Origin of the sequence: Polynucleobacter duraquae (assembly GCF_000973625.1) — a bacterium.
Lineage (GTDB): Bacteria > Pseudomonadota > Gammaproteobacteria > Burkholderiales > Burkholderiaceae > Polynucleobacter > Polynucleobacter duraquae.
This window is the reverse complement of the sequence record NZ_CP007501.1, coordinates 1,756,376-1,778,128: the sequence shown is the minus strand read 5'-3', so window position 1 is coordinate 1,778,128 and position 21,753 is coordinate 1,756,376. Positions and strand designations below refer to the sequence as shown.

Sequence of the window (21,753 nt, the reverse complement as noted above, 5' to 3'; positions counted from 1 at the left end):
AATCAATATGTCTATTTTGGTAAATAAAAATACTAAAGTAATTACTCAAGGTATTACTGGTAAGACTGGCCAATTCCATACGGAAAAGTGCCAGGAATACGCAAACGGTAAAAACTGTTTTGTTGCTGGCGTTAATCCTAAAAAAGCAGGCGAGTCTATTTTTAATATTCCAATTTATGGAACTGTAAAAGAAGCAGCTCAGCAAACTGGTGCCACCACTTCCGTAATTTATGTTCCACCTCCTGGGGCTGCTGCAGCAATTTGGGAGGCTGTAGAGGCTGACCTTGATTTTGTAATTTGCATTACTGAAGGCATTCCTGTTAAGGACATGCTGGAAGTGCGCAACAAGATGCATGCAAAAGAAGCTGCCGGCGGCAAGAAGACTTTATTACTTGGCCCAAATTGCCCTGGGATTATTACTCCAGATGAAATCAAGATCGGTATCATGCCTGGCCATATTCACAAAAAAGGCCGCATTGGTGTAGTAAGCCGTTCAGGTACATTGACGTATGAAGCAGTTGGTCAATTGACAGCGATCGGTTTAGGTCAGTCCACTGCAGTAGGTATTGGTGGCGACCCAATCAATGGTTTAAAGCATATTGATGTGATGCGCATGTTTAACGAAGATCCAGATACAGATGCAGTTATTATGATTGGCGAAATCGGTGGTCCAGATGAAGCTGAAGCAGCCCGCTGGTGTAAGGCCAACATGAAGAAACCGATTGTTGGCTTTATCGCAGGTGTAACAGCGCCTCCTGGAAAACGTATGGGCCATGCTGGTGCATTGATTTCTGGTGGTGCGGATACGGCTGATGCAAAACTTTCTGTGATGGAAGAATGTGGCTTTAAAGTAACAAGAAATCCATCAGAAATGGCAGCATTACTTAAAGCCATGTTGTAATTGCGTTCAAGGAAAAGGGTGCTAATTCGCATCCTTTTTCGTAGTACCTGTGGTTAAAACATAAAAATATAAGAGGATGACATGGAGTTTTTAACAATGCTAGATTGGTCTGTCGTTGCGCAGATCATCTTGATCGATATTCTATTGGGCGGTGATAACGCAGTAGTCATTGCTTTAGCTTGCAGAAATTTACACCCAAATCAGCGTCGTAAAGGCATCTTGTGGGGAACAGCAGGTGCAATTATTTTGCGTATTGTGCTGGTTGCCTTCGCAGTCACTTTGCTGCAAATTCCTTTCTTGAAGTTTGTTGGGGCTATTGCACTGCTGTGGATTGGTTACAAGTTGATGGTGGACACAGGTGGTGAAGAGGGTCATGATCTTCAGGCGCCTGATAAGTTATTTGCAGCTATCAAGACCATCATCATTGCAGATATCGTCATGAGTCTTGATAACGTTTTAGCAATTGCTGGTGCTGCCGGTCAAGTGGACGATCAAGCTCATCAGCTTGGCTATATTGTTTTCGGTTTATTAGTTTCTGTACCTCTTATCATTGGTGGCAGCCGCATCGTTTTGTATCTAATCGATCGTTTTCCAATCATCGTTACGGCTGGTGCTGGCTTACTAGGCTGGATTGCTGGCGGTATGATGCTTTCCGATCCAGGCGTGATTAAGTACTTTGGTGCTGGAGTTGAGGCCTATAGTTTGGTCGCAGGCGCTGTAGGTGCTATTGGCGTCATGGCTCTTGGAGAGCTTGTGAAGCGGAGCGGCAAAAAAGCGTAATTATTTTCTTTTGCGTTAATCAGAAAAGCCGGCCTTGAAAGCCGGCTTTTCTTACATTTGGACATCTTGAATGCGTTAGGTATAGACTGGATGATGAGGAATTTAACCCTCAGGAGCTAATGAATATGTCTACACAAGATCAGCAACAAGAGTCCGGATTTACCTTGATTGAGGTGATGGTAGTAGTTGCCATCATCGGTATTCTAGTGGCAGTAGCCGTTCCTCAATATCAAGATTACATTGCTCGCAGCCGCATCGTAGAGGGCATGAATCTCTCTTCAAGCGCAAAGCTTGCTGTGACAGAAGCTTTTGCCAGTAGAGGCACCGTGCCAATGGATGACGCAACGCATGGTTCGTTTACTTTCGTGCCAACCCGAAGCGTGAAGTTAATTGAAATAACGCCATCTGGTGCTATTGCCATCGACTTTCAGAATAATGTTGCCCCAGAAAATAAAAATACATTACATCTCATTCCCACAAATGACCCAGATGCCAATGTTCCCAAGGCAATTGATTTATCCAAGCCGGAGGGATCGACTTGGGCTGGCGGATGGTCTTGCCGTTCCACCGAAACCAATCTACTATCTCAATTACTTCCTTCAGAGTGCCGCATTACGAAGTGAGATAGTTATTACGAGTACATAGGAAATTAAGCCACCCTAAGGTGGCTTAATCATTTATATCAAGTGGCTAATTAATTTATGCTCTCCACTCCCCAGACTTGCCACCACTCTTCTCTAGCAGATGGACATCACCTATCACCATGCCTCTATCAACCGCTTTGGCCATATCGTAGATTGTGAGAAGGGCAACTTGGACTGCGGTGAGAGCTTCCATTTCTACACCAGTAGGACCAGTGGTCTCAGCTCTGACTTGGCAGGTAATGCTACTAGAATCTTTATTTAGGACAAACTCCAAGCTGACGTGGGTTAGTGCCAAGGGGTGGCAAAGAGGGATCAAGTCAGAAGTCTTTTTAGATGCCTGAATACCAGCTATGCGGGCGATGCCCAAAACATCTCCTTTTTTATGGGTACCTGCTTCAATCATGCTAAAAGTCTCTGGGAGCATGGAGATTCTGCCTGTAGCAACGGCAATCCGATGGGTATTGGGCTTATCACCAACATTGACCATATGGGCTTGGCCGCTTGCATCAAAATGAGTTAGTTTGTTCATGGGATAAGTTTTACCATATAGGGATGCAAGTCATAAAGACATCACAAAGATCATCGCTATTTAAGCGAATTTTGGCTAGTCAGCTCATTCTGAGCCTGGCTTGGCCAAGTGCTGGTTTCGTCTATGCGGCTGGACCTGCGCCTTCCTCTGTAGCGGGTGATGTATCCGTGCAAGGTGAGTCAGCTGCCTTACAAAATTTGGGTAGAGCGGTTCAGTCACCTGATGCTCGCTCCTCAAATCTGCCGTCACGCAATGCACCACCAAGCCAACCCAGTTTTGTTCTCCCGGATATGGGGGATCCTGGTGGCGATAGCTTGAGTCGCATGGATGAGAAAAAGTATGGCGAAATGATCATGCGCCAGATTCGTCCTGATCCAGATTATTCGAATGATTTGCCGATCTATGACTATTTAAATCAAATGGAGCGCCGCTTATTGCAGGCAGCAAAACGTCTGCAATTGGGCGGTGCTAATGAGCAGGGTAGTGGTGCCTATAACTTTGAGGTATTCGCCGTTAAAGATAGCAGTATCAATGCATTTGCATTACCTGGTGGATTTATTGGTTTTCATACGGGATTATTGGTTAGCGCTGAGACTGACTCTGAGGTTGCTTCAGTCATGGGTCATGAGACTGGCCACGTTTTACAGCGCCACTTGGCTCGTCAGATGGATAAACAAACTACTAATACTATGATTGCCCTTGCTGGAATATTATTAGGCGCTTTAGCTGCCTCACGTAATCCTGGCGCTGCTTCTGGTTTGATGCAGGGGGGTCAAGCGGTTGCAGTGAATAATCAACTCTCCTACTCAAGAGATGCCGAGCGCGAGGCTGATCGTATTGGCTTTCAGATTCTGGCAGCGAGTGGGTATGACGTCAATGGTGCTCCAGGCTTTTTCCAACGCCTACAAAAGGCGACAGGGATTATGGACAGTGGAGTGCCGTCATATGTGCGCACCCATCCATTAACCACGGACCGTATTGCAGATATGCAAGATCGTGCTCGCAATATCGCCAACAGAAATGTGCCTACTGCAGTAGAGTTTTATTTCATTAAAGCACGTGCCCGTATGGAGCAATCAGGAAGTTCTAGTCAGATGTATGACTTAAAAAATACTTTTGAAAGCTTAAGTAAGCAGTCAGCCCCTGGCAAACAAATGGAGGGGTTTTATGGGCTTTCACTTGTCGCTCTAAAACAAGGTAAGTTTGATCAGGCTTCAAGCTATCTACAACAAGCGCGTAACCTGGCAAATAGCGTGAGTGCGCCAGGATCACCCATACTGCGACAAAGTCTGTCTTTAGACATTACTACTTCCGAGTTAGCATTGGCCAGGGGAAAAGGTGATGAGGCTTTGCAAATCGCTCAAGCCACATTAAAAGCTTTCCCGCAATCCTATGCTGCTGGAGCGGCGATGATGAATGCATATCTGAAACTAGGTCGTACCAATGACGCCATTACTTGGTTAAAGGCGCGTACTAGGTTACAGCCCAATGAGGTAGTTTGGTGGAGCATGCTTTCTAATGCTTACGATCAGGCTAAAAATGTGCCAATGCGCCATTACGCCCTGGGAGAAAAGTATGCGCTTGAAGGTGCATGGCCTTCAGCCATTGAGCAACTCAAGATTGCTAGATCTTCTAGCGGTGCAGATTTTTATCAAGCCTCCAGTATTGATGCACGCCTTCGTGAAATGCAAAGGGAATATCAAGACGAATTGAAGGAGCAGGGCAAAAATATGCCTAGCTAATTAATTGTTTGGTGCTTTGATGAAGTTAAAGCGATTCGCTAATTCAGAAGAATGAATTGGTTCAATGGGCAGTTGATTGCCTTTCCATTGCCAAGAGCCTCTAAAGCTACAGGCATCTTCCATCACTTTCGACTGATCTGAGAATAGATCTAAATCATGATCGTGTAATAGCGCGACGGATAGAGATTCTATTTTATTAAATACCGCACCATCGAGTTGATCAGAGAGTGATTGTTGAAATAATCCAGTGATGTAGATATTCCCTTTTTCATCACTCAGGGCACCCTGCGGTTTTATCTCTGTACCGCACTGGGTTAATAGTTGCGGACCAATTTCGCTCGGAAAGATTCTAGCAATGAATGGTGTGGCATCTAGCGTAACAAAAACTCGTTGAGGACCATTCTGGAAAAAAAATCTTCCAAAAGAGTCGTGCGCATAATTTCTAGAGATAAATTCATTGAGGGTTATATGGTGAATCACGTTCCCAGGTAGTTGATTGGCCTGGGCAAATTCATCGCGCATGCGCCATTGACCGCGACGATCAAGAGCTAGCCAGCCAAAGCAGTGCGGAACATTTGGCCACTTAATTAACGACCGAAGAACTTGCTCATCCATGAGGCGTCAATCTACATGACATTACTATTTAATGCAGTCCATGTGGAGTTGAGGGCGCATCAAACGTATCTTCGGTGGAGTGGCTAGCATGAAGATGTGCAATCCGCCAGCCTTGACTATCTTGCAGAAGCACTAAGGTGATATTAAGAAAGAATGCTGCTTCAATCTGATCGGGTCGGATGTGGACAGCCTCAGTAGTGTCGTAGACCGCTGCCCCTAAAACAGAATGACTAATGCAGGCAATCGGCTCCAAAAAAAGAGCTTGCTTGGCTAAGAGGCGCTCTAGACCGTCCCGAATTTCTGCATGACCACTGAGGCGCTGGCCTTCTGGAAGGACGCAAGTAATCGAATCATCATCTAGCCAGATTGCCAAAGCCCCTTTAACATCACGATTTTTTAAGGCCTCACGCCAAGCATCCACCACTTCATCGGCGTTGTGAAAAAGTCTGGCTAGTTTTGACATGGCTTACTTTCTGGTGATGTTTGGCGCTACAAAAATTAATGGGATGTTTGAATGGCGCCTAATACGGTGATGGGCAAAATATCTTTCAAGCATTTAAGGTGACCTAATGGACACTCTCTTTTATGGCAGGGGCTACAAGGTAGATTTAGCCAAAGCACTTTAGCTTTTTCGGATAGCGGTGGAGTGTGACGTGGATCACTTGAGCCAAAAATGGCGACTTGCGGTACTTTTAATGCGGCACCAATATGCATTAAGCCCGAGTCATTACTGACTAGTACCTTGCTCACCCCAATGAGTGCAATTGCTTCGTCTAATGAAGTCTTACCGCACCAGTTGTATATTCGTGAGTCATTATTTGCTTCAGCCTTAATGTGCTCACCCAAAGCGTGATCACCCTTGCTGCCCAAAATAATCACCTGAGCATCTGACTGATTGGTAATTAACTGCTGAGCAAGAGAGGCGAAGTGATCGGCAGGCCAGCGTTTTGTTGCGCCGTACTCAGCGCCTGGGCAAAGTACATAAATTAAATTTTCATTAATGACTGCAGCTTGTAATTTGGCGCTGATTGATTCTTTGGCTGCAGGTGAGATATTGAGCTTAGGATCTACAGGTTTGTTGGTATCAATCTCTTGTGAGTGCTCTAGGGAGTTAGCAAGTGCAAGGTAGTGATTCGCCATCGGCGGACGATTCACTTTGCTCGGATTATCTAGAGCAAGATTAATCAGCCCAAAGCGCATCTCACCACGATAGCCAATTCGAAATGGAATATTGGCAAGCCAAGGAATAAGGGCAGACTTCAAACTATTGGGCAGAACATAGCAGGTGGTGTATTGATTTAACTCAAGTTGGTTTGCTAGCTGCTTACGTAAGCCCCATTGCAATTGCTTATGTTCTAGTCGCGCTTCAATGACTTGATGAACTTCTGAGCAGGCACGATAAATCGGTGCAACCCAAGGGCTTGCTAAAACATCAATCTGTGACTGCGGGTAAATTACTTTGAGATGCGCTAGTAATGGCTGTGACATTACGGCATCACCAATCCAGTTGGGGGCGATGATCAGAATACGATTCATATGAGGTATCCCGACACAGCACCCCGCTTTAGGGTGCTGCTAGGCTTAGTGCCCGTGGGGCTCGGTACCGGGAGTGAGTTTGTACTCAGTGCCGCAGTAAGGGCACTTAGCGTCACCCGTTTTAGCGACGTCAAGAAATACGCGTGGATGCGAATTCCAGCTGGGGGTTTTATTGGTTGGGCAATGTAAAGGTAAGTCTTTATTGCCATCAACCATTACAACTTGGGCTTCACTCATTATCTGATTTCCAATTACTTGACGTAGGTTAACCAAGACTTGTATTGATCGCTTCTGCCGTAGACCGCATCAAAGTAGGTCTTCTGGACTTGCTCTGTAATCGGACCACGCTTACCGTCGCCAATGGTTCGATCATCTAACTCACGAATAGGTGTTACTTCAGCAGCAGTACCAGTAAAGAAAGCCTCATCTGCTGAATACACTTCATCACGAGTGATACGCTTCTCACGCAATTCATAGCCAAGATCTTTGGCGATTTGGATGATGGAGTTACGAGTGATGCCGTCTAAACAAGAGGCCAGATCCGGGGTGTAAATAATACCGTTATTAACGATAAAGATATTCTCGCCAGAACCTTCGGATACATAACCCTCTGTATCTAGTAAGAGGGCTTCATCGTAGCCATTAGCCGTTACTTCTTGGTTGGCTAAAATCGAGTTAATGTAGTAGCCGGAGGCCTTAGCGCGAACTAGTGAGGAGTTCACAAAGTGGCGGGTAAATGAGGAGGTTTTAACGCGAATACCTTTGTTAAGTCCGTCTTCACCCAAATAAGCACCCCATTCCCAGGCGGCAATTGCAGTATGAATGCTATTCCCTTTTGGAGAGATACCTAGTTTTTGGGAGCCAATAAAGATAATTGGGCGGATATAGCAAGATTCCAGCTTATTGCTGTTCACGACCTCAATAATGCCCTTACTGATCTCTTCAGGGGTCCAAGGCATATTCATCTGGAAAATCTTGGTTCCGTTGAATAGACGCTTAACGTGCTCTGGAAGGCGGAAAATAGCGGTGCCTTGGGAGGTATTGTAGGCACGAATACCCTCGAATACACCCATTCCGTAGTGAAGACTGTGGGTTAGCACATGAACATTGGCCTCACGCCAGGGAACCAGCTTCCCATCGGACCAAATAAAGCCATCGCGGTCGGACATCGACATTTTCTCTACCTTTTAAATATTTAATAAATTGGGTGATTCAATTCAGTAAAACAGGGTTCTAGGCTGTTGGGGTGTCTCCAGACCTAAAAAACGCCTAAGCCTTTATTGTAGAGCAGGCAGGGCAGTCTGACAGCCCAATTCCTTTGGGGTGGGAAGCTCGGACGATTTAGAATGGAGCATTCCCTCTAAACCACTCTATTTGCCTATTCTCATGCCGGAAACCCTCTTTAAAGTAAAGCGCCTTAGTGAACTAGCTGCTGCAGGTCTTCTCAAGGGAAAGCGAGTTTTGATCCGTGCTGACCTCAATGTTCCTCAGGATGATATGGGCAATATCACGGAAGACACTCGCATTAAAGCGTCCATGCCGGCAGTACAAATGTGTTTGGATGCAGGTGCAGCGGTTATGGTGACCTCCCACTTGGGACGTCCAACTGAAGGTGAATTCAAACTCGAAGATAGTTTGGCTCCGGTAGCCGATCGAATTGCCACACTTTTGAATCGTAAAGTTCCTTTAATCAGCGATTGGGTAGACGGTAATTTTGAAGTCAATTCAGGCGATTTGGTATTACTAGAGAATTGCCGTCTTAATGTGGGCGAGAAAAAGAATAATGATGAGTTGGCTAAGAAGATTGCCGCACTTTGCGATGTGTATGTCAATGATGCCTTTGGTACGGCTCACAGAGCAGAAGCAACCACCCATGGCGTAGCCAAATATGCGCCGATTGCTTGCGCGGGTCCATTGATGGCAGCGGAGTTAGATGCCTTAAGTCGTGCACTAGCAAGTCCTAAGCGCCCCTTGGTCGCAATTGTGGCGGGCTCAAAAGTATCTTCCAAGCTCACCATTCTTAAAGCATTGGCTGACAAGGTAGATGAGTTGATTGTGGGTGGTGGCATTGCAAATACTTTTATGTTGGCCAAAGGTTTGCCAATCGGTAAATCATTAGCAGAGCCAGATTTGGTTAATGAAGCTCGAGAAATCATGGACATTATGGAAAAGCGAGGTGCGCATGTTCCTATTCCTGAAGATGTCGTTGTTGCAAACGAGCTCTCTCCATTAGCGCGTGCAAATCGTGTTGCAGCTGATCAAGTGGCTGATGACGATATGATTTTGGATATTGGTCCCAAGACTGCAGCACGTTTATCTACCATGCTGGCTCACGCTGGCACGATTGTATGGAATGGCCCATTGGGCGTATTTGAGATTGATCAGTTTGGCGGTGGCACTAAGATGTTGGCAGCAGCGATTGCCCATTCACCTGCATTTTCTATTGCTGGTGGTGGTGATACCTTGGCGGCGATTGCGAAGTACGGTATTGAAAATCAAGTGGATTACATCTCTACTGGCGGTGGCGCTTTCTTAGAATTCTTAGAAGGTAAAACCTTGCCAGCCTTTGCAGTATTAACTGAAAGAGCGAAAGACTAAATATGTTGAGAGCAACTAAAATCATAGCCACATTAGGACCTGCATCAGAAAAGCCTGAAGTACTGCGCGAGATGATTCGTGCGGGTGTAGATGTTGTGAGAATGAACTTCTCTCATGGCACCATTGCAGATCACAAAGCGCGTCACGATTTAGTTCGTAGTATTTCTGCGGAAGTTGGCAAAGAGGTTGGCATCATGGCTGATCTTCAAGGTCCAAAAATTCGGGTTGGTAAATTTGTCGATAGCAAAATTCTCCTAAAAGAAGGTGCGCAATTTATTTTGGATGTTGCTTGTGAACTAGGTAACCAAGAGCGCGTAGGGCTGGATTACAAAGAGTTGCCACAAGATGTGAGGCCAGGTGATCGACTGCTATTGAACGATGGCTTAGTTGTTCTTCGAGTCGAGAGCGTAAAAGGTGGAGAAATATTTACCCTGGTAGAGCAAGGTGGTCCACTTTCAAATAACAAAGGTATTAACCGTGCTGGCGGCGGTTTGACTGCACCAGCACTGACTGAAAAAGACATTACTGATTTAGATGCCGCAATTGCGATGGGCGTAGATTTTTTAGCGATCAGTTTCCCCAAAGATGGTGCAGACATGGTCTATGCCCGCAAGCTGGCAAATGCTGCTAGTGCAAAGTATGGCGTTGGGAAGGTTCGTACGATTGCTAAGGTAGAGCGCGCTGAAGCTATTGAAACTGAAGCTCTAAAGAGCATTATCGCGGAGAGTGACGGCATTATGGTTGCGCGTGGTGACTTGGCAATTGAGGTTGGTAATGCTGCTGTCCCTGCTTTGCAAAAGCGCATGATCTCACTCGCACTTGAGGCTGATAAATTTACGATCACTGCCACGCAAATGATGGAGTCCATGATTAATGCTCCAGTGCCTACGCGTGCTGAAGTGAGTGACGTAGCCAATGCAGTGTTAGATGGTACGGACGCAGTGATGCTCTCTGCAGAATCTGCTGCTGGTAACTACCCGGTACAAACTATCAAGGCAATGGCCGAGATTTGTGTTGAAGCGGAGAAGTCAGACCCTGTAAAGCTAGACGCGGATTTCTTGGATCAAACCTTCTCACGCATTGATCAAACGATTGCCTTAGGCGCTCTATTTACAGCACACCATCTGAAAGCCAATGCGATTGCCGCCCTGACAGATTCTGGATCTACTGCAGTTTGGATGAGTCGTCACAATATTCATTTACCTATCTTTGCTTTAACTTCGAAGATTTCCACTCAGCGTGCCTTAAGCACTTATCGCAATGTTTTCCCTATCGGCTTGGATTACACCAAGCAACGTGACACTGCATTGCAAGAGGTGGAAGATTGCTTGAAAAAAATGGGCGCGGTGAAGAAGGGTGACGTTGTTGTCCTGACCTCTGGTGAGCCAATGGGAGAGCCAGGCGGTACGAATTCACTCAAAATTATTCAGGTGAAGTAATTCGCTTTTTTAAAATATTGATCCAAATTATTTATTACCAACATTTTTTAATGAAGAGACCATCATGGCTTTAGTATCTTTACGACAACTCTTAGATCATGCCGCTGAAAACGGCTATGGCTTGCCAGCGTTTAACGTTAACAATTTAGAGCAAGTTACAGCGATCATGGAGGCTGCTCATGAGGCAGATTCTCCGGTCATCATGCAAGCTTCTGCCGGTGCTCGTAAATATGCTGGTGAATCATTTTTACGCCATTTGATTTCAGCTGCAGTCGAGGCTTATCCCCATATTCCAGTTGTCATGCATCAAGATCATGGCCAAAGCCCAGCAGTGTGTATGGCTGCCATTAAAAGCGGCTTTACTAGCGTGATGATGGATGGCTCTTTAGAGGCTGACGGCAAGACTGTTGCCAGCTATGAATACAACGTGGATGTTTCTAGAGAAGTAGTGAAGTTCTCCCACTCTATTGGAGTTACTGTTGAAGCAGAGTTGGGTGTACTCGGTTCGCTAGAGACGATGCAAGGTGATAAAGAGGATGGTCATGGCGCTGACGGCAAGATGACGCGTGAGCAGTTGTTGACAGACGTTGAGCAAGCAGCTGACTTTGTAAAAGCCACCCAATGTGACGCCTTAGCAATTGCGATTGGTACTAGTCATGGCGCCTATAAATTTACTAAGAAGCCTACGGGCGATATTTTGGCAATCGAGCGCATTAAAGAAATTCATACCCGCATTCCAAATACACATTTAGTAATGCATGGTTCATCCAGTGTTCCACAAGAGCTGCTCGCTGAGATTCGTGAGTTTGGTGGCGATATGAAGGAAACTTACGGTGTGCCTGTTGAAGAAATTCAAGAGGGCATTAAGAACGGTGTTCGTAAGATCAATATTGATACCGATATTCGTTTGGCGATGACTGGCGCCATTCGTCGTTACCTGTTTGAGAATCCAAGTAAGTTTGACCCACGTGACTATCTGAAGCCTGCACGTGAAGCGGCTAAGAAAGTTTGTATTGCGCGCTTCAATGCTTTTGGTTGTGCAGGTCAAGCATCAAAAATTAAGCCAATTCCTCTAGAAAAAATGGCTGAGCTATACAAGAGTGGCAAATTAGCCCAGATCGTGAAGTGAGTTAAATATGCCCGCTTTGTACGCCACTTCCATTAAGTCACTCCCTTTGTTCTCCAAAGGAAAGGTGCGTGATGTATACGCACTGGGTGACGACAAGCTACTCATGGTCACTACAGACCGCTTGTCTGCCTTTGACGTAGTGATGGGCCAACCAATTCCTGAAAAGGGAATTGTGCTTAATCAAATGGCTAATTTCTGGTTTGAGAAGTTGGCTAAAGTGATTCCGAATCACTTGACGGGTATTGATCCTGAAAGCGTAGTGACTGTCGATGAGCTTGATCAGGTCAAAGGTCGTGCGGTTGTGGCTAAACGCCTCAAGCCAATCTTGGTCGAAGCAGTAGTGCGAGGTTACCTGGCTGGTAGTGGTTGGAAGGATTATCAAGAAACTGGTAAGGTCTGCGGTATTACATTACCGCCTGGCCTTGAAAATGCACAAAAGTTACCTGAACCTATTTTTACTCCTGCTGCAAAAGCAGAAATGGGTGAGCATGATGAAAATATCTCTTTTGACAAAGTGATCGAGATGATTGGTGAAAAGTTAGCCAATCAAATTCGTGAGGTCAGTATTCGTTTGTACAAGGAGGCCTCCGAATTTGCCGCGACTCGCGGAATCATCATTGCAGATACCAAGTTTGAATTTGGCTTGGATGACGCCGGTCAGTTGGTATTGATGGATGAAATCCTCACTGCTGATTCTTCCCGTTTTTGGCCTGCCGAAACCTATTATGTGGGTGCAAATCCCCCCTCCTATGACAAGCAATTTGTGCGGGACTGGCTGGAAACGGCGATGGTTGATGGCAAGCCTTGGCCAAAAACTGCCCCAGCACCTGCTTTGCCAGTAGATGTGATTGATAAAACAGCGCAAAAGTACCGCGAAGCACTCACTCGCTTAACTAAGGTCTAATTTCTATAGAGCTCTAAAAAGGCTGGGATAATAATGCCTTAGATAGATTAACGATGTAGATCAGGGCATTTGGAGAAGGAAATGAGCAAAAAGCCAGTAGTCGGAATAGTGATGGGATCCAATTCAGATTGGGACACCATGCAGCATGCTGCTCAAATGCTTGATCAATTTGGTATTGCTCATGAGGCTAAAGTAGTTTCTGCCCATCGCATGCCAGACGATATGTTTACCTATGCAGAAAATGCTTCAAAAAATGGCCTCAAGGCGATTATTGCTGGTGCTGGTGGTGCTGCGCATTTGCCGGGCATGTTGGCATCAAAAACAATTGTTCCGATTTATGGCGTTCCAGTCGCTAGCAAATACTTACGTGGCGAAGACTCTCTCTATTCCATCGTGCAAATGCCTAAAGGTATTCCGGTAGCGACATTTGCGATTGGTGAGGCTGGGGCTGCAAATGCAGCCTTACATGTCATTGCTAATTTGGCAGTTAATGATCCTGTTTTAGCAAAACAGCTAGAAGAGTTTCGTGCAAAGCAGTCCGACACTGCGCGCTCTATGAAACTGCCGGGATATTAATCAGATGGTAGATCGTTTGGAGCCCATCTTGCCGGGCTCGTATTTAGGAATTTTAGGTGGTGGTCAATTGGGGCGGATGTTTACACAAGCCGCTCAAGCAATGGGTTACAAGGTCTGCGTTTTAGATCCTGGATCAGATAGTCCGGCTGGCTCCATTGCGGAAAAATTTATTCAAGCTGATTACACTGACTATGCTGCCTTAAAAGAAATGGCAGCATTATGTAAATCCGTTAGTACCGAATTTGAAAATGTTCCAGCGCAAGCCCTCGATGAGTTGGAATCTTTAGGTGTTTTCGTGGCACCACGCAGTAGCTGTGTATCTTTAGCGCAAAACCGCGTGGCTGAGAAAAAATTCTTGGCCACCTGGAAAACAGAGACCAATATTGGTCCTGCTCCTCACTTTGTGCTTGAACATAATGCAGATATTGAGCATGTGCCTGCAGATCTGTTCCCTGGCATTCTAAAAACCGCTCGCATGGGTTACGACGGCAAAGGTCAAATCACCGTTTATGACTCTGCCAATTTAGTTGCAGCTTGGGCTGAATTAGGTAAGGTGCCTTGTGTTCTTGAAAAGCGCATGGATTTGGATTTCGAAGTATCTGCTTTGGTAGTGCGCGGATATGATGATGCGGTGGCGGCCTATCCTGTTTCTCAGAATATTCATCGTGACGGTATCTTGCATACCTCAACTGTGCCAGCCCCATCACTAAAGCCTGCTCAAGAGAAAAAAATTATTGAAGCCGCTAAAGCGCTAATTCGTAAGATTGATTACGTGGGAGTGTTGTGTGTAGAGTTTTTTGTACTTAAGAGTGGCGATATCGTTGCTAATGAAATTGCTCCACGTCCGCATAACTCAGGCCACTACACTATGGATGCCTGTGTGAGCAGTCAGTTTGAACAGCAGGTCAGAAGTATGGCCCGCTTACCTTTGGGTGATACCCGCTTGCTAGCGCCAGTCTCCATGCTTAATCTCTTGGGAGATCTTTGGTACGACGGCAGCGAGGATAAGGCAAGAGAGCCTGCTTGGGATAAGGTGCTTGCTTATCCAGATGCTAAGTTACACCTATACGGCAAGTCTGATCCACGTATGGGTCGTAAGATGGGTCATATCAATTGTTTAGGTGAGTCACTCAACCAGGCTCGCCAAAATTGCACAGCTGTCGCCGTTGAATTAGGGATCGAGCCCTAACAATGTCCAGCGACAGTAGCGCCCTGCATTTATCTGCAATCATTAACGAAGCGGTACAAAATTTGCGAGATGGTGGCTTAGTCGCCTTTCCGACTGAAACGGTATATGGCTTAGGAGCAGATGCAAAAAACCCCGATGCAATTAAGCAAATTTTTACTGCTAAGGGCAGACCATCCAATCACCCATTAATTGTTCACTTGGCAGCTCCTGATAAATTTGATCAGGAACAAATTGACTGGGTACCGATAGTAGCCCCATGGGTAAGAGATTTATCAGAAGATGCATTAAAGCTCATGAATGCATTTTGGCCTGGCCCACTGACATTGGTCTTTAAAAAAGACAAAAGCGTTTTAAATGAACTCACCGGTGGTCAGGATACGGTTGCAATTCGTGCGCCTGCTCATCCAATTGCACAGGAGTTACTCCGTAAATTCAAGGGTGGAGTTGTTGCTCCTTCAGCCAATCGTTTTGGAAAGGTATCTCCAACCAGTGCGGCTGATGTCCGTAGCGAGTTTGAGGATATGTTGGATCTCATGATTTTGGATGGTGGTGATTGCGAAGTCGGTATTGAATCAACCATCATTGATTTATCTTCTGGCGATCATCCAGTTTTATTGCGCCCAGGACTCATTACTCCTAGAGAAATTTTTGCTAAGACAGGCATTCCAGTTTATTTGCCTGGTGAAAGCAGTTCAACAAAGCAGGGTGGTGATATACCGCGGGTGTCTGGCAGTCTGCGTGCCCATTACGCCCCTACAACTCCATTAAGAATGTATGCGCCAGGTAGGGTCTTAGATGCTCTGAGTGAGTTCCCAGATATTAAGTCGCGGGTAGCGGTTGCGGTTTGGGATTCAGATTCTTCATTAGGTGAGGATGGACATCCATCAGTACATTTTGAGGAAGTGATTGTGCCCAGTGATAGCGTTGCCTTTGCAAGTCGTCTGTACCGATCTCTGCGGGATCTAGATCAACAGGGTTGGGATTTAATTTTGTTTCCTGAGCCCCCAGCAGGCGAGGAGTGGGATGGGGTTCGGGACCGACTTCAGCGTGCCTGTTTTGGATCTGGCCCATCATTTAGTAGCCACGCCAATAATTGATCATGCGCCTCTAAGCCTCTCAAAGCATTGGGATGGTTTATGAAGGAGGTCACCGCATACATCTTTCCGGACTTACTCATCACATAGCCTGATATTGCCCTGACATCTACCAGCGCTCCTGTTTTGATTCGAGCCTCAGGCTTTTTCTTCAAATGCAAAAATTTCCGTAAATGTGCAATGAGGCGATTTTTCATTGTGCCATCTGTCCCTGCAATCGGAAGGCTGTTGTAAAACGTGTCCGCAACGGATAAGTTACGAGCCGCAACTAATAATTGCGTCATATGTTCAGCAGAGATTGCTTCAGTACGGGATAAGCCAGAGCCATTCTCAATGACGAGCTCTGGAAACTGAAGGCCCAAGCCTTTTAACCAACTCTGAATCACAAGCTCACCATTTTCAGTAGTTGCTGGTTTGCCCATTTTCTCCAAAGCCAGAGTTAGCATAAGCTGCCTAGCCATCACATTGTTGGAATGCTTATTAATATCTTGTACATCATCTGCCAGCGAAATGCCTTCAAACTGTAGTAGTAGTCGCGATGCCAGGGGAACAGTGCCAGACTTTCCGGTGGGTGCTTGAGCCCAAGTGCCACCAGCGAGTTCCCAGGCTGCAGCAAAACCTTGAGTAATAAAGGTATTGGCATCCAAAGCAACGACGTTGTAGCTCACCCCTTTGCAAGCATTGGGAAAACTACCGGAGAACTGGGCAGTCAGAAGTTGGTTAGTAGGGGCTCCGTCGCCCTCAGGGTCTAGGTTAAAACGAAGATTGCTTCTCCAGTTATCGCAAGGCTGATTAACTAACTGCATTTGGTTAATCACTTTGAGTTGTGATAATGGCGGTGTGTAGCTGATATCGATAAAGTCAGCAGTGCGCGATTTTCCTAGCTGAAACGAGAGAGTTCTAAAAGCATAAAGCAGAGGATCTGGCGGCACGTTATAGGCGCGAAGCGATTCTCCATCAATAGTGTTATGTTCCATGACGCTGGGAGCATAAGCACTTCTATCAAAGAAGAGATTGCCATCAATTTTTTGAATACCCAGATTTTGTAAGGCCTTCATCATTTTGGCGAATTCTTCGGGAATCAGCTTGGGATCACCGGTGCCTTGTAAATAAAGATTACCTTTGAGAGTCCCTTGACGAATCAGTCCATCGGTATAAATATTGGTACGCCAGCGATACTGAGGCCCCAAAATATCTAAGCCTGTGAGTGTAGTGACTAGCTTCATCGTTGATGCGGGGTTCATTGCCTGTTTAGAGCGCCAATCCACTGCTGTTTTTGCCGTAACTTTACCCGCTTGCCCTGGCTTAATTTCAAGCACTGAAATACTGATTGCCTCTTTGGGGATCTGATTTTTTTCAAGGCTGGCGGCTACAGCTTTAGGTACGTACTTCAGGGTAGCCTCTTGGGAGGCTGGATCAGCAGAATGCGCCTGTGGGCTGAATAATAAGTAGGTGAGGACGCAGACCAGTAAACGATTAACCGGAGTCTTATTAGAAGGCGAAGTATTTTGGGTGCGCATTCCCCATAGAATAAACCTTGTCGACTAATACGCCATTACTACCTCAAATTACTGCCGGTATTTTTCCTTGTAATACTCGATGGTTTGGTTTTGTTGTTTGAGTAGAGTGGTGAAACGCTCAATACGATCTAAGAGTGAACCTTCAATTTCAAGAGATTCGCAGGCATGAATAAAGCCAGTAGCTTCCAGCAGTTGCGCCCCACCTTTTACTTTATGAATCAGGCTCTGAAACTGCGTCTCATCAATAGAGCTCGCAATAACATCAGAGTGTAATTGCTCCAAAGTCTCTAGATGAACCTTTTCAATTTCCTCCAAAATTACAATGATTTGGAGGGGATCGTCTTTGATAAGATTGGAAAAAGCATCGAACGAATACTCCTCATCAATGTGGAATTTTTTTTGGCTGGTTTCAAAATAGCGCATGAGTTCATTCTCAAGAGCACCTAAGCTCAATGGCTTGATGAGGACACCGTTCATACCAGAGGATAAGAATTGATGGCGTGAGTCTAGTGCGTATATATCAGCAGTGACAGCAATAATGATTAAGTCACGATTACCTAGGGATCGGACTTGTTTCGCCAATTCAGAGCCCTGCATGCCCGGCATAGATTGATCCGTTAGCATCAAGTCAAAATGATGGTCTTTCAATAGCTCTAGTGCAATAGTGGCATTCTCGCAAACGCAAGCACTAATTCCAAGCGCCTGCAACTGTAGTGACAAAATTTGACGACTAGCCGAATGGTCTTCAACTACCAAAGCCTGAATTTCGCAGTTCTTTCGATCTGACCTTTTAGGGATTAAGCTCCTAGATGACGCTGCGCGAGAATCAAAGCTGGTGGACTGAGGTGCGGCAATGCTAGTTCTCGGCAGGGCCACAGAAAAATGGACATTGCTTCCAAATCCCGGAGCACTCTCAAAATAAAGATGGCTATTCATAGAATTCACCAAATGATTGGTGATGGTGAGCCCAAGACCCGTCCCCCTCGTTTGCTCTGATAGATAAGACTCTTGCGTGGCTGGTAATTGTTCAAAAGCTTGCAGAGCCAATTTGATTTGATCGCTCCCCATTCCAACCCCAGTATCAATCACCCGGAACTCGAGTAGTTGGCCGGCATGATCATCGGCGAGGACACTGACAGAAAAGTACACTTCACCCTCAGCGGTGAACTTGATCGCATTGCTGAGTAAATTCTGTAGAACTTGTCGCAGGCGTAAAGAATCAATCATGAGTACTTCAGCAATCCTGGGATCAATTGTGGTGTGGAGTATTAAATCCTGCTTTTTTGCTACTGTAGAAAATGCTGCATGAATATCCATAATTAATTGATGTGGATTGCAAGGCTCCAAGTTGAGGGTGAGTTTTCCAGCCTCAATCTTAGAAATATCTAACACTTGATTTAGCATACCCAAAAGAGATTCGGCAGAAGCTTGCGCACTCTTCAATAGCGTCTTATCTTTCTTAGGAAATTGCGCGCTACCAAGCAGTAGTTCTTGAACCCCTAAGATGGCATTCATTGGCGTCCGAATTTCATGGCTCATAGTTGCTAGAAAGGCTGACTTTGCAGCATTCGCTTTTTCAGCCAGCTCTTTTGAGTGCAGTAATTCACGAGCGGTTTTCTTTTGGTAAAAATATTTTCTTTGGAGTTGATAAAACATCGCTCCGCCAATCATGAGAATAAGTGTGGCGCTCAGCCAAGGAAGTAGGGTTGAACCTCGCTTGTACTCATCGTCTAGTGCAAAAATCTGGCGTGATGTAATAGGGTTTAAGTCATTTAAGAAGTGGCTCAGTACGTCGTGAAGTGGGGCGTCCTGGTCTGAGATGAGCCAGCGATAGGCAAAAGGATCGCGACTATATAAACCATCAATTTTGAGATCTGAATTTTGGGTTTCACGTAACAGTTGACGGGCCAAGCGAATGGGCATGACTAGTGCCTCGATGTCACTTTTAATGAGAGATTGAATTAAGCTGGCGGGCGACTGTTCTTCTTTAATGTCACTGAAACTATTAATGCTGGCGGGCGCGTTTTCAAGACCTCGATCAAAGTAGCCAATCTTCACAGAGCTTGAGTCCAGCTTGCTTGAGGACTTAGTGACAATAGCATCATGACCCCAAAAGATAGCTTCAGATAGAGATCCAAATTGCAATACGTGGTCATCAATGTTTGGTGGATCAATGATGAAATCCACCTCACCTTTTATGAGTTGCTTTAAGCCTTCTGGGTCTGATTTTCTCCATACTGGAACATATTGCTGTTGTGTGCACTCTTCAATTTTGGATAGCAGCGCCATAAAGGGTGCCGCACCCTGCTGATGACTAGATGGGCTGAGATAGGAGGCATATTTTTCGTGAATACTAAATCGTACAACTGGATGGGCATCGATCCATGATTGCTCAGCAACGCTAAAGGGTCCGGCATCCGCTAGACCTGCATAGACATAGCAGAGTATGAATACTTTTTTCAATATGAACCGATGCATACAGTTTTTAGCTTTCGATGATGTTGTTCATGCGGCAGAACAAGATCAAGTCAGCAATATTATTAATACCTAGTTTGTCAAAGACTCTGGTCTTGTAGGTTGCTACTGTCTTATTGCTAATGTGCAGTAGGTCTGATATCTGCTGGTTGGTATTGCCTTTGCCCAGATACTTCATGACTTGTAGCTCACGATCCGATATCAAGGCCAATTTGTCGTTATCGCTCAGGGAGGTATTACCGTTTTTGCCATGTGTAAAGAAGGTATATCCCTGGGAGATAGCAACACATGCAGCCAAAATGACATCAGCCCCAGCAGTCTTATTCACAAAACCATGCGCACCTAAGGACCGCACTCTGCCACCATAGACTGCTTCATCCAGGCTAGATAGCACCAAAATACGAACTTCTGGATGCATCAAGCCAATGCGGCGGATGACATCAAAGCCATCTGTCTTGGGCATATCTAAATCTAAGATGACCATATTAGGATTTACTTCTTTGATTGAGCGTAGGCACTCTTCACCATGCTGCGCCTGTCCTGCGATCTCAAAAAGCAATTGATCTTGCAACATACTTTTTAATGCCATCAGCATAGCTGGATGGTCATCTACCAACATCACGCGTTTTCTCATTACTTGTCTCCATTTTGGGTTTTATGAGGGTGCAGCGAAAAAATGGCCTTGGCGATGCGGCTATCGCTCAGGTGTAGCATTTGATGTCGGCTTACTGGAGGCATCATGAGTCCGCCATAGCTATGGCGCGCTCCCATTGCCATGACATTTTCTAAATCCTTTACCAGGGTGATGTTGCTGGCATAAATTTGGGTGCGAAACTTCTGGCCAAGAGCAATCATTTCTTTTGGTAAGCCATCGGCTCGAAATTGCCCCATCTCAATATGAATGCCATCGGGCTCAATTTCTTCAATCAAGCGGATTTGTGGGCTGGTGCCAGAAAAATGAAGCAGATGGATAAGGACACCAAGGCGACGCATTCGCAACAAACCTTCCATACACGATTCCATGGAATCGATATCGCTGAGTTTATGCATGCCTAAACTCACTAAGCCAACAGGGAGTCGTGAATTCAGCATCAGATCGCTTAAAGCATCTATAAAACTACTGGATGCAAGATATTGTGCTGGCATCGGTAAGATGCCCGGAATGAAGCGTCCGCTACGGTACCAATACGTAATAGTGTCTAAGCCCTCCATGAACAATCTGAGGAGCTGTGAGTCGGTGGCGGTCAGTAATGGTCTAAATAAAGAGCTCGTCAGCTTGGTTCCTTGGCTATTAAAGATGGGTTCGTTACTAATCGCTTGTCGCTGGGACCAGGATTGGTGTTCTTCTAGCGCTTCGCCACTAAGACCAAGCCAAGGCTGGCCGCAGGCATCGCGTACTTCTTGGAAGGGTTTGTTCTTCCAAGCCTTTACAAGCGTGTACAGCCGGGATTTCGGGCTCATCAGCATTCTCCAATCATTGAACAGTCAGTCTAGGCAGGACAGATTGGAGGAGTAAGGGCTTAAGGCTTATTTGTGTGTAGGAATCTACCTACTTGCCTAGCTCCATTATAGAAAGAGCAGGAGTCTCATTTGAAATTTAAGGTGAATTTGCCCTTGAAATCCTTAGAAACAGACCTATATAATCAGCACTCCCTACACGCGAGTGCTAAAACAGGCTTATTCAGCTGAAAAGCTTGTTTTTGCGTGTTAGGAGAATGCAACATATTGATTTATATTGGTTTTTTAATTAGTTAACACTTACTAACATAGGAGAAGGAATGAATCTGCGTCCTTTACATGATCGCGTAATCATTAAACGTTTAGATCAAGAATCAAAAACTGCCTCTGGAATCATCATTCCGGATGCTGCTGCTGAAAAGCCGGATCAAGGCGAAGTATTGGCAGTTGGCCCAGGCAAGCGTGATGACAGCGGTAAGTTGAATGCACCAGACGTCAAAGTTGGCGATCGCGTGTTATTTGGCAAATATGCAGGTCAAACAGTTAAGGTCGGCAGCGATGAGCTTCTCGTCATGCGCGAAGAAGACATCATGGCTGTTGTACAGAAGTAATTAGTACCTAAGA

Annotated in this window: 22 protein-coding genes; 12 read left to right on the top strand and 10 right to left on the bottom strand. The window is 45.6% G+C overall.

Features of this window, described 5'->3' with window-relative positions:
* The first annotated feature begins 7 nt into the window (after positions 1-7).
* The 3 genes from sucD to CL55_RS09120 all read left to right on the top strand — a co-directional run bounded on the left by sucD (position 8) and on the right by CL55_RS09120 (position 2,304).
* A complete protein-coding gene (gene sucD / locus CL55_RS09130) occupies positions 8-901 on the top strand; it encodes a succinate--CoA ligase subunit alpha (RefSeq protein ID WP_046330804.1) in 894 nt (297 codons plus the stop codon).
* An 81-nt stretch (positions 902-982) separates the two neighbouring features.
* Positions 983-1,681 carry a TerC family protein gene (locus CL55_RS09125; RefSeq protein ID WP_046330803.1) on the top strand — a complete coding sequence of 233 codons (699 nt, stop codon included), beginning with the start codon at positions 983-985 and terminating at the stop codon, positions 1,679-1,681.
* Between the two features lie 125 nt (positions 1,682-1,806).
* Entirely contained in the window at positions 1,807-2,304 is a 498-nt protein-coding gene (locus CL55_RS09120) for a pilin (RefSeq protein ID WP_046330802.1), read from the top strand.
* A 76-nt stretch (positions 2,305-2,380) separates the two neighbouring features.
* On the opposite strand, the gene moaC is transcribed toward CL55_RS09120, so the two are convergent.
* Positions 2,381-2,854: a cyclic pyranopterin monophosphate synthase MoaC gene (moaC, locus tag CL55_RS09115; protein WP_046330801.1), complete on the bottom strand. Its 474-nt coding sequence runs from the start codon at positions 2,852-2,854 to the stop codon at positions 2,381-2,383.
* Positions 2,855-2,877: 23 nt separating this feature from the next.
* Here moaC and CL55_RS09110 point away from each other — a divergent pair, with 23 nt between their 5' ends.
* The gene (locus tag CL55_RS09110; protein ID WP_046330800.1) at positions 2,878-4,596 is read left to right on the top strand and encodes a M48 family metalloprotease; all 1,719 of its coding nucleotides are present in this window, start codon (positions 2,878-2,880) and stop codon (positions 4,594-4,596) included.
* Here CL55_RS09110 and CL55_RS09105 read toward each other — a convergent pair whose 3' ends face one another.
* The 5 genes from CL55_RS09105 to CL55_RS09085 are packed head-to-tail and all read right to left on the bottom strand — an operon-like array spanning position 4,597 to position 7,922.
* The gene (locus CL55_RS09105; RefSeq protein WP_046330799.1) at positions 4,597-5,211 is read right to left on the bottom strand and encodes a DUF2946 family protein; all 615 of its coding nucleotides are present in this window, start codon (positions 5,209-5,211) and stop codon (positions 4,597-4,599) included.
* A gap of 28 nt (positions 5,212-5,239) precedes the next feature.
* Entirely contained in the window at positions 5,240-5,674 is a 435-nt protein-coding gene (locus CL55_RS09100; protein ID WP_046330798.1) for a nuclear transport factor 2 family protein, read from the bottom strand.
* A gap of 35 nt (positions 5,675-5,709) precedes the next feature.
* The gene (waaF, locus tag CL55_RS09095) at positions 5,710-6,747 is read right to left on the bottom strand and encodes a lipopolysaccharide heptosyltransferase II (RefSeq protein WP_046330797.1); all 1,038 of its coding nucleotides are present in this window, start codon (positions 6,745-6,747) and stop codon (positions 5,710-5,712) included.
* Between the two features lie 45 nt (positions 6,748-6,792).
* Positions 6,793-6,984: a zinc-finger domain-containing protein gene (locus CL55_RS10560; protein ID WP_082091923.1), complete on the bottom strand. Its 192-nt coding sequence runs from the start codon at positions 6,982-6,984 to the stop codon at positions 6,793-6,795.
* 14 nt (positions 6,985-6,998) lie between these two features.
* Complete coding sequence (locus tag CL55_RS09085; protein WP_046330795.1) at positions 6,999-7,922, bottom strand: branched-chain amino acid transaminase; 924 nt, start codon at positions 7,920-7,922, stop codon at positions 6,999-7,001.
* A 211-nt stretch (positions 7,923-8,133) separates the two neighbouring features.
* Here CL55_RS09085 and CL55_RS09080 point away from each other — a divergent pair, with 211 nt between their 5' ends.
* From CL55_RS09080 to CL55_RS09050, 7 genes are all read left to right on the top strand, one after another.
* Complete coding sequence (locus CL55_RS09080; protein ID WP_046330794.1) at positions 8,134-9,345, top strand: phosphoglycerate kinase; 1,212 nt, start codon at positions 8,134-8,136, stop codon at positions 9,343-9,345.
* A gap of 2 nt (positions 9,346-9,347) precedes the next feature.
* Positions 9,348-10,784 (top strand): pyruvate kinase, encoded by a 1,437-nt coding sequence (gene pyk, locus CL55_RS09075; RefSeq protein ID WP_046330793.1) that lies wholly within the window; start codon positions 9,348-9,350, stop codon positions 10,782-10,784.
* Positions 10,785-10,848: 64 nt separating this feature from the next.
* Entirely contained in the window at positions 10,849-11,913 is a 1,065-nt protein-coding gene (gene fba / locus CL55_RS09070; protein ID WP_046330792.1) for a class II fructose-bisphosphate aldolase, read from the top strand.
* A gap of 7 nt (positions 11,914-11,920) precedes the next feature.
* Complete coding sequence (locus CL55_RS09065) at positions 11,921-12,817, top strand: phosphoribosylaminoimidazolesuccinocarboxamide synthase (protein ID WP_046330791.1); 897 nt, start codon at positions 11,921-11,923, stop codon at positions 12,815-12,817.
* An 81-nt stretch (positions 12,818-12,898) separates the two neighbouring features.
* Entirely contained in the window at positions 12,899-13,393 is a 495-nt protein-coding gene (purE, locus tag CL55_RS09060) for a 5-(carboxyamino)imidazole ribonucleotide mutase (RefSeq protein ID WP_046330790.1), read from the top strand.
* A 4-nt stretch (positions 13,394-13,397) separates the two neighbouring features.
* Complete coding sequence (locus CL55_RS09055; RefSeq protein WP_046330789.1) at positions 13,398-14,582, top strand: 5-(carboxyamino)imidazole ribonucleotide synthase; 1,185 nt, start codon at positions 13,398-13,400, stop codon at positions 14,580-14,582.
* Between the two features lie 2 nt (positions 14,583-14,584).
* On the top strand, positions 14,585-15,679 hold the full coding sequence (locus CL55_RS09050) for an L-threonylcarbamoyladenylate synthase (RefSeq protein ID WP_046330788.1): 1,095 nt from the start codon (positions 14,585-14,587) through the stop codon (positions 15,677-15,679).
* Here CL55_RS09050 and dacB read toward each other — a convergent pair.
* Genes dacB through CL55_RS09030 form a run of 4 tightly spaced genes read right to left on the bottom strand, consistent with a single transcriptional unit; the run spans position 15,625 to position 21,132 of the window.
* Positions 15,625-17,196, bottom strand: a complete 1,572-nt coding sequence (dacB, locus tag CL55_RS09045; protein WP_205621271.1) for a D-alanyl-D-alanine carboxypeptidase/D-alanyl-D-alanine endopeptidase — start codon at positions 17,194-17,196, stop codon at positions 15,625-15,627. The two genes, CL55_RS09050 and dacB, sit on opposite strands and share 55 nt — an antisense overlap.
* Positions 17,197-17,244: 48 nt before the next feature.
* Positions 17,245-19,674 carry an ATP-binding protein gene (locus CL55_RS09040; RefSeq protein WP_046330787.1) on the bottom strand — a complete coding sequence of 810 codons (2,430 nt, stop codon included), beginning with the start codon at positions 19,672-19,674 and terminating at the stop codon, positions 17,245-17,247.
* A 7-nt stretch (positions 19,675-19,681) separates the two neighbouring features.
* Entirely contained in the window at positions 19,682-20,305 is a 624-nt protein-coding gene (locus CL55_RS09035; RefSeq protein ID WP_046330786.1) for a response regulator transcription factor, read from the bottom strand.
* Entirely contained in the window at positions 20,305-21,132 is an 828-nt protein-coding gene (locus CL55_RS09030) for a diguanylate phosphodiesterase (protein WP_046330785.1), read from the bottom strand. The genes CL55_RS09035 and CL55_RS09030 overlap by 1 nt, the downstream gene beginning before the upstream one ends.
* A 317-nt stretch (positions 21,133-21,449) precedes the next feature.
* Here CL55_RS09030 and CL55_RS09025 point away from each other — a divergent pair, with 317 nt between their 5' ends.
* Positions 21,450-21,740: a co-chaperone GroES gene (locus CL55_RS09025; protein WP_015421939.1), complete on the top strand. Its 291-nt coding sequence runs from the start codon at positions 21,450-21,452 to the stop codon at positions 21,738-21,740.
* The last annotated feature ends 13 nt before the right edge of the window (positions 21,741-21,753 follow it).